Genomic DNA, 6,486 nt, shown 5'->3' with positions numbered 1-6,486 from the left:
TATTTTAGGTCTATTCTGTTCGTTTTTACACCGATTTATATGGGACAGCCCTGGGGTGCCAGCGTAGGGTTGATGTTTAATGTGGGGGCAAGTATTCAGGTCAGACTTGTAGGGCTGGGTATGATTGTGAATCTATTGGTGGAGTGTCAAATTTGTTGATTTCTTAAGTCAATTCTCATTTTTTCATTGTTTGAGGTTGTTGTATGATTCTACATTCACATTCTTGCTGGGTTGAATGGGAGATAAGAGTAGGGGGGGGATGTTGTAATCGAAGTTGGATTCCTGTCAAATCACATGGTTCATGTTTGGAGTATGAAATGCAGTTGCGAGGCGCATTTTTTTAAAGCAAAGAGCGGCTTATCAAAAAGATCTTAGGGTTCTCTGTGGAGGGATAATTTTCGTGCCGAGCAGTATGTGATCATTCGCCTGTTGGTATTGATGGATTCAAGATAAGCTGAGATAGGTTAACTGCCACAGAAAAGTTCAATATTGGTGAAACCTCTGATCCAGATAGGGTGTTTTCCCATCATTTTGTCATTCATAACCACTGAAAAAGTTTAGGCTCAAACCTAGGCTTGCATTAGGTGTAGGCGGCGTCGTAAGAGGCAGCACCTGAGCAATCTAAGTCATCGAGGTGTGCAGATTTAATCGGTGGTCACGATTTATTAAAAATTGATAGATTTATTATGCGTCATGCAAGGGATACTAAAAGCCATGAATGCAGCCACTATAGGCTCGTGGGACTTTGAAAATTTTATAGCCATACACGTTCGATGGGCTAGTTTGGTGGTTACAAAGATAGTGTGGGAGATAATCTTTGTCTGAGATCTGTATTGATTTGGCTTGAACTCATCTCTGCCATGTTTACTGAGTATAAAAAGCAGTCTACTCAAAATCTATGCGGGGATTTCCTAATTGTAGTTCTTCCGTTTCATATTTTTTGAGGAGTAGGTCAAGCAGGAATTTCTCTAAAGTCTCGATCCGAAATAAACAGCGGCGGCGGCTGCCCCCACCGGGGGGCTCTATATTTATATGCACTTACCTATAAATTAGCAGGCTGTTAATTGACCTGATTCTATCTTTTTGCAGGTAACTGAATGCTCCGCCAATATTGTGGTTTTACCTATAACTCCATATTTCCTTATATATGGCTATGCCATACTTCCCTTGGTCGCCGGTAATTTATTAAGGGCCTTTAAGATTTGTTACGCCTAAAAGAATGGTAACATGTCACAGGGTTGCCGGCAGCGGAGTCGGAGTCAGCTTTGCACATATCACGTACAGCTAAAGAGTCGCTCAAACTTGCGGCAGCTTTAGTCACTGTTTATGCCATTGCGATGAGCATCAATTGGGAGAAGCCTTTTTGGGGCGGATTTGCCGTTATTGTATGCAGTCAGGCAAATCTGGGGCAATCCCTAAATCGCGCCATTTTATGGATGCTCGGGACACTTTTCGCCATGCTGGGGGGGTGGATAATTGTCGCTCTGTTCCCTCAAGATCGTTGGCTGTTTATGATTGCGCTCTCTATTTGGGTCTCGGCCTGCGTCTATTTCATACAAAGATCAAGGTACCAGTATTTTTGGATAACTTGTGGTTATGTGATTCTGATGTTGTGGGATGCGACGGGTGGTGATTTATCTATTTCATATGAGGAAGGTATTTTACGCGTCCAGGAATCTCTGCTGGGGATTGTTGTATATGGTCTTTTTGCAGTATTAGTGTGGCCCAATTGTAGCAGCGGTGAGTTGCAAAAAGCATCTGCGCAGCTGCTGGATAGTCATCGTATTTTTGCCGCTAGTTGTTTTTCCAGGTTGAAAAATAAAGAAAAATTAAAAATTAACCCGGAAAAGCGGGTTGACCTGCTGAAAGTAGATGCTCGCTTACGGTCCTCTATTAGTGATGCCAGCTCCGATAGTTATGAAGTATGGGAGTCGCGTAAGCAATGGGATCATTTTGGTTCTCGTGCAACAGCAGTAACCCAGTCGCTACTTAAGTTAGAAGAAAGTTTGGCTCTTTCAAGTAATTTAGGGATATCCAATTTTCTTGTCGGAGTGAATGATTATGTGGAGGATATGCAGCGACGTTTTGACGGAATAAAAAAAGGGGTTGCCAATAGTGAGCTGGTGGATACCGTAGAGGAAAAGGCAATTTTTGCAGATATTGAGAAGATAAAGGGTATATCAACATTCGATACTGCCGCTTTGTCGGTTACGCGAAGGTCGCTGAATGATCTTGAAGTAGAATCACGATCATTAATAGATTCGGTCAATGATATTAAAAATCTTGGGGATTCATACTCAAAATTTCCAGCTGAAAGAGGGGCGCATTGGTTTGGTTTTTTCATGCCAGATCCGGACAGATTGGCCAATGTTGTTCGGGTGCTTGTCGGAATATGGATAGCCTATTTAGCGTATTTATTTGTTCCAGATATGTTGGGAGGGCTGCTAGTTGTTCTTTTGATTACGATAATAGCAATTTTGGCTGCGATGAGCCCTCAAATCAAGCTATTTGAAACCTGTTTTTACACCATTTTGGTGTGTCTGATGTCCGCTCCGCTTTATTTTTTTGTTATGCCGAAGTTGCATGGGTTTTACTCGCTGGGAGTGATGATATTTATCTGGACTTTTGTTATTTCTTACTTTGCGGTCAGGGTTTTTGGTCCGCAATCAATGATAAGAACTCTAGTATTGATTTTCCCGCAAATAGTTTTTAATTTTAATAATTACCAGGAGTATAGTTTTGCTGTGTATACAAACTATCTATTTGTTCTGGCGATCATATTTTGTATTCTAGCTGTTTCCAGGAATATCCCATTTTCTTCTCATCCTGAGAGAAACTTTAAAAATAATATAGATCGTTTTCTTAATAGCGCTGCTTGCCTGGTTCTGGAGGGCGATATCCCTGACTACAAAAAACAATCTATCTTTTATCGCGTGTATATTCTGTACCATCTAAACATTGTTTCGATTTCTCATAAGAATGTGCTCTATTGGAAGGATGGTATCGATGAAAAGTGTATCCGAGGAATGTCTGGAGACCAAATAGCGAGAATTGTTGATCTGTTGATGCTTATTTCAAATCAAGTGCAAATATTATACCGCATTGATAAGTGCAAAATGAATCTTATTGCTACGAAAAGAATGCTTCGAGAAGCATTTATTTGGCGGTGTCTTGCTGGAAAAATATTTTTTTATTTGTCGGGGAAAAAAAGAAATATCCATATTGATGCTTTGAGGAGAGGGTATAGAAGGATTTTTGAGCGGGCGAATGTTGATGTGAGTGAATTGATGGAGTTGCGAGCGTGTAGCAAAGAGTCAAAAGAGGGTGTGTCAAATTTTTTATATTTTTTAGGTGTTGCTCATTGTATTAACAACTATTTGGCTGAATTTTTCCGGCTGTCAGAGTCGGTGGACTGGGAGTGTTTTTGTGAGGAAAAATGTCTTTGAAGTGAGTGGGTAGCTGAGTGGAAAGGGTGCCACATGATATATCATTTGGTGGATTTTTCCTTTCGCCAATCTTGGTGATAGGGTTGTTCGGTGTGCTTGCAGCACTGCTAACAGCCAGGCTCTTGGATCACTATCGCCTGTCCAGGTATTTTGCTAATCCTCCGGTAGTCATCATATCGTTAAGTATAATTTATGCGGTTTTCATCGGAGCAGTATTTGTTGGGATATAAAGATGAAAAGGTATAGGAAGTATATTCTTACAGGTAGTTTTGTGTTTTTTGCAATATTATTATTGGTTTTCCAGTTTTGGAAGTATCTCAATAATCCCTGGACCAGGGATGGGAAAGTTCAAGCCGATATTATACAAGTGACCCCGAGAGTCTCTGGGCAGGTTGTTGATTTACCGATCAGAAATAATCAGTTTATTAACGCGGGTGACCTCTTATTTCAGATAGACCCACGCACATATCAAGCGGCCTTGGAAGAAGCCAAAGCGCAGTATGAAGAGGCTCTAGATAACTATAGGGCGCAGAATAAGAATGTTCTCGCATATGAGGCACGTATTCGTGAGTCGGTCGCAACAATTGACCTTGCTAAGAGTAATATTAATGCATTGAGCGCAGAGGTCGTGAAGACAAAAGCGGAATATGATCGGCAGAGAGATTTACTACCTCAGCGGGCAACTTCGGTAAGAGCGCTACAGGCTGCCCAGGCTGCTTACGAATCCACCGTAGAATATCGTGCAGGAGCAGACGCTTCTTTGGTGGAGTCGATGGCAGTCTTGGAACAATCACAAGCAGAATTGGAGCAAGCGAAGGCAGAGCTGGGTGCACCTGGAGCTGACAACCCTAGTGTACGTGCCGCCTTTGCATTAGTACGTCAGGCTGAGCTAAATCTGGAGTATGCAACCGTTACCGCACCGGTCTCGGGTTATGTTACCAACATCGATTTTCGATATGGCGATCAAGCGGTCGCAAACCAACCGGCATTATCTGTTGTCGATGTGAGTACCTTTCGTATTGACGGTTTTTTTCGTGAAACTTTTGTACGGCGAATTGCTCCAGGTGACCGAGCAATAATGACATTAATGGCTTATCCTGATCATCCGTTAGAGGGCTATGTCGAGAGTATCGGGTGGGGGATTGCAAGAGAGGACGGAACAGCAGGTAATGATTTGTTGCCGAAAATAGATCCAACTTTTGATTGGATTCGTCTCGCTCAGAGGATACCGGTAAGGATCCACCTGACAAATATTCCGGAAAAAGTGAAGCTTCGAGTTGGATTTACCAGCTCTGTGCTTGTAATAAGTGATTCAGCAGGCACCGGGCAAGATGTATCGGTGCATACTCAGTAGGCTAAGTTGTTGCGGGTCGATACGGCTTTCAGCTTTTGCTGTTGTTGCAATCGCTCTTTTGGGAGGCGGGTGTATGCTGGGGCCGAATTATCAGCCTCCCCCGGTTGATATAGAAGACCAGTGGAATTATCAGCATGATAAACGTATTGATAGTTCTGAATTGATAGATCCACTGTGGTGGCAATCTGCATTTTCAGATGAAGCGCTGGACGAGTTAATTTTATTGGCAGTAGAGAATAATTTAGAACTGAGGTCGGCGGCCCTGAGAGCTATTCAAGCCCAGCAAATCCTGGCCATTGCTGTCGGCAATCAATTTCCTCAAACACAACAACTTGACGCCCTTGTGGATAGATCAAAATATGTTAGGTCTGGTATCACAAGTAATGTACAAAGCGAGTTCTATCCAAATTTTAATTTAACCTGGGAGTTGGATATCTGGGGTGAATTGAGACGTTTGGTAAATTCAGCGGCGGCAGACTTGAAGGCAAGTATGGCGGTCTATGATGGTGCGCTCATATCTATTGTCGCACAGGTAGCTCAGACATACATCAGCATTCGAACAACGAAGCGACGCCTGGTTGTTGCCAGAGAAAATATCCGTGTGCAAAAAGAAAGTTTGAGAATTGCTCAGGTGAAATTCCGGGCGGGTGAAGTGAGTGCATTAGACGCGGAGCAAGCTCAGGCTCTGCTGAGTAATACTGAAGCGAGCATTCCCAGTTTGGGAATAACTTTGCAACAGCTTAAGAATGCACTGGCAATACTACTTGGGGTGCCGCCTGGTGGTATCAACTATATAGTGTCTTTACCTTCAACAATACCTTATACCCCCACTGTTATTACTATTGGGATGCCCCAAGATCTTTTGCGGCAGCGTCCAGATATACGTGCTGCCGAGTATAGGCTAGCTGCTCAAGGTGAGCTGATTGGTGTTGCGAGGGCAGAACTTTACCCAAATTTCAGTATTGGGGGAGAAATAGGGGCTATTGATATCAGAGGGGGGCAACTCAATGGTAGCAGTGATGCCTGGGATATTTTTGTTGAATTCAATTGGAATATTTTCAACTATGGGCGACTGAAAAGTAACGTTCGATTACAGGACGCAATTTTTCAGCAGCTTGTATCTGACTATCAGCAAGTGGTGTTACTGGCTCAAGCAGATGCTGAAAATGCAATTGTCGCATATCTTAAATCTCAGCAACAACTGGCGCATTATGAAGTTGCAGCGGATGCTTCAAAGAACTCTGTTAATATTTCACTGTCCCAATACACAGGCGGGCAAGTGGAATTCGATACCGTGATCACCACCTTGGTTTCTGATGTTCAGCAGCAGGATATTTTGGCTGTGGCACGGGGTGTTGTTGCTGTAAATCTTGTGCAGGTATACTTGTCTTTAGGCGGCGGTTGGCAAATAAATGATGGATTGGCTCCTGTTGAACTTCTTCCGGAGGAGGTATGGAAGGAGATGCGCAACCGGATCCCCTACTGGAACAAGCTCAAGTAGTTGGGACCTGATGTAATTCACAGAGTCCGCTTCTTTCGGTTGAAATACACTTTGGAGCAGCATTTATAATTCTGTGCCCATTGCTATATGGATTCTATTGCGAATTTTGGTAAGTGTATCTGAACCCAGCTGGAGGCTGTAATTTAAATTGTGTAACTGCTCATGCCCCCATACTCTATACCGGA

At 43.0% G+C, this 6,486-nt stretch carries 4 protein-coding genes; all 4 read left to right on the top strand.

What is annotated here, in order from left to right:
• The first annotated feature begins 1,265 nt into the window (after positions 1-1,265).
• From MO867_RS19895 to MO867_RS19885, 4 genes are read left to right on the top strand one after another with little or no spacing between them, the layout of a single operon-like run.
• On the top strand, positions 1,266-3,446 hold the full coding sequence (locus tag MO867_RS19895) for an FUSC family protein (RefSeq protein WP_252472361.1): 2,181 nt from the start codon (positions 1,266-1,268) through the stop codon (positions 3,444-3,446).
• Positions 3,447-3,463: 17 nt separating this feature from the next.
• The gene (locus tag MO867_RS24150; protein WP_373565914.1) at positions 3,464-3,676 is read left to right on the top strand and encodes a DUF1656 domain-containing protein; all 213 of its coding nucleotides are present in this window, start codon (positions 3,464-3,466) and stop codon (positions 3,674-3,676) included.
• Between the two features lie 2 nt (positions 3,677-3,678).
• Complete coding sequence (locus tag MO867_RS19890; RefSeq protein ID WP_252472360.1) at positions 3,679-4,800, top strand: HlyD family secretion protein; 1,122 nt, start codon at positions 3,679-3,681, stop codon at positions 4,798-4,800.
• On the top strand, positions 4,778-6,301 hold the full coding sequence (locus MO867_RS19885; protein ID WP_256474211.1) for an efflux transporter outer membrane subunit: 1,524 nt from the start codon (positions 4,778-4,780) through the stop codon (positions 6,299-6,301). The genes MO867_RS19890 and MO867_RS19885 overlap by 23 nt, the downstream gene beginning before the upstream one ends.
• Positions 6,302-6,486 lie beyond the last annotated feature (185 nt).

The sequence above is a fragment of the Microbulbifer okhotskensis genome, assembly GCF_023895975.1.
GTDB lineage: Bacteria > Pseudomonadota > Gammaproteobacteria > Pseudomonadales > Cellvibrionaceae > Microbulbifer > Microbulbifer okhotskensis.
The sequence above is the reverse complement of the archived record's forward strand: the minus strand, read 5'-3'. Positions and strand labels throughout refer to the sequence as shown.

Excerpts from the sequence above, each read along its gene's own strand:
- MO867_RS19890 (WP_252472360.1), top strand. The coding sequence starts at position 3,679 with ATGAAAAGGTATAGGAAGTATATTCTTACAGGTAGTTTTGTGTTTTTT.
- MO867_RS19885 (WP_256474211.1), top strand. The coding sequence starts at position 4,778 with ATGTATCGGTGCATACTCAGTAGGCTAAGTTGTTGCGGGTCGATACGG.